This window comes from Sphingobium estronivorans, from assembly GCF_008692605.1.
Lineage (GTDB): Bacteria > Pseudomonadota > Alphaproteobacteria > Sphingomonadales > Sphingomonadaceae > Sphingobium > Sphingobium estronivorans.
Genome location: NZ_LFCT01000055.1, coordinates 1 through 372, shown reverse-complemented (window position 1 = coordinate 372; position 372 = coordinate 1). Strand labels below are relative to the sequence as shown.

Here is a 372-nt window from a genome sequence, read left to right as displayed (position 1 = left end):
TGGTTGCGGGGGCAGGATTTGAACCTGCGACCTTCAGGTTATGAGCCTGACGAGCTACCGGGCTGCTCCACCCCGCGACACTGGGCGTTGACGCAAAAAGGGCGGCTTTATGGGCCGCCCTTTTGGTGTGAATGGGTTTTGTGTTTGTTTTCCAAGCGCAAGCTTCAATGCCTGGCGACGCCCTACTCTTCCGGGGCTTGAGCCACAGTACCATCGGCGCAGACTGGTTTCACGGCCGAGTTCGGGATGGGATCGGGTGGGTCACAGACGCTATGGTCACCAAGCAATGAAGCTTGCGCTTTGGGTTATAATCGATGCCGTGCACATGAGCGTTTCGCTTGGGAAACGCGTCATCCAATAAGTTTGATTTAG

Annotated in this window: 1 tRNA gene and 1 rRNA gene; both read right to left on the bottom strand. The window is 55.9% G+C overall.

What is annotated here, in order from left to right:
• Window positions 1–77, bottom strand: a tRNA-Met gene (locus tag F7P65_RS21745).
• A 92-nt stretch (window positions 78–169) separates the two neighbouring features.
• Window positions 170–284: ribosomal RNA gene (rrf, locus tag F7P65_RS21740) — 5S ribosomal RNA — on the bottom strand.
• Window positions 285–372: the final 88 nt, after the last annotated feature.